This is a genomic window from Aeromicrobium sp. PE09-221, from assembly GCF_002174305.1.
Classification (GTDB): domain Bacteria; phylum Actinomycetota; class Actinomycetes; order Propionibacteriales; family Nocardioidaceae; genus Aeromicrobium.
In genome coordinates this window covers 1-1,020 of record NZ_MIJB01000095.1, presented here as the reverse complement: position 1 = coordinate 1,020, position 1,020 = coordinate 1, and the positions used below count along the sequence as shown (strand labels likewise).

1 protein-coding gene is annotated in these 1,020 nt (G+C 47.1%); it reads right to left on the bottom strand.

The features are described from left to right. On the bottom strand, positions 1-991 hold a 991-nt coding region (locus BHE97_RS19500), incomplete at its 3' end, for a secretin N-terminal domain-containing protein (RefSeq protein ID WP_201791558.1). Between the last annotated feature and the right edge of the window lie 29 nt (positions 992-1,020).

Genomic DNA, 1,020 nt, shown 5'->3' with positions numbered 1-1,020 from the left:
TCAAATCACCCTGAGTGTCCATAAAGCTCAATACCGCTTCAAAGCTACCATCTGAGATTGTTACGTTAGTTTGTCCACCGAGCAGAGAGCTGATGGCATCAAGTGGAGGCAGAGTACTTGCAGGACGGTCAATCACCACACCGCCGCTGCCGATCGATTTAGATAAATTCGACCAACTGATCCCCTGTTGGTAGCCATCACTCAGAGTCACTTCCATGATTTTGGCTTCAAGGATAACTTGGCGCTGCAAACGTTGTTGAGAAACACCTAGGAACTCACGAACCTCGCGAATTTCATCAGGGAAAGCTCGCACGGTAATCACACTCGCTTGTGGCGTCACGACAACACTTTGCCCATCACCAGAACCAATTAGGTGCGCAACCGCAGCTTCAAGTTGTGGCCAGAAATCACTTTCAGATGTGGTCTCAATCTCAGTACCACCGTTCGAGGTAGAGTTTGAGTTATTTGAAGAGTTCGATGAATTTGAGTCAGAGCTTGAAGAGCTCGATGAATTGTTATCTGAGTTAGAGATCGTACCCGTCGTTATCGTCGTCAATGAGCGACCCGCGCGCTTAACTTGTAAGTAATCGACTGGGATTGTCACTGTGCGAAGGCCTGCAGGGTAGACTTGAATCACCTTGCCACGCTTTTCAATATCGTAGCCATACATGTCCTGAGCCACAGCCAGCACTTCATCTAGCGTCACATCCGTTAGGTTTAACGTAAGCTTTCCAGACACGCTAGGATGAATCGCTGCACTGTATTCTGTGCCTTTCACTAAACTAGCAAAAAAGGTTCTCGCTTCTACACCCTTTGCTTGAATACGAAAACGCTTCACTGTCTCCATTCCCGGAGACATAGCATCGGAATTAAGCTGAGGCATAAGATCATCTTGTACAGATGAAGGCAGCTCGTGAAGCGCCTTGCTATTCGCTTCATTAATAGATTCGTTTAAAGACTCTTTTATCTCAACAGGATCACGATGTCCCATCGAACAGCCGACCAAAGATGACACTAGGA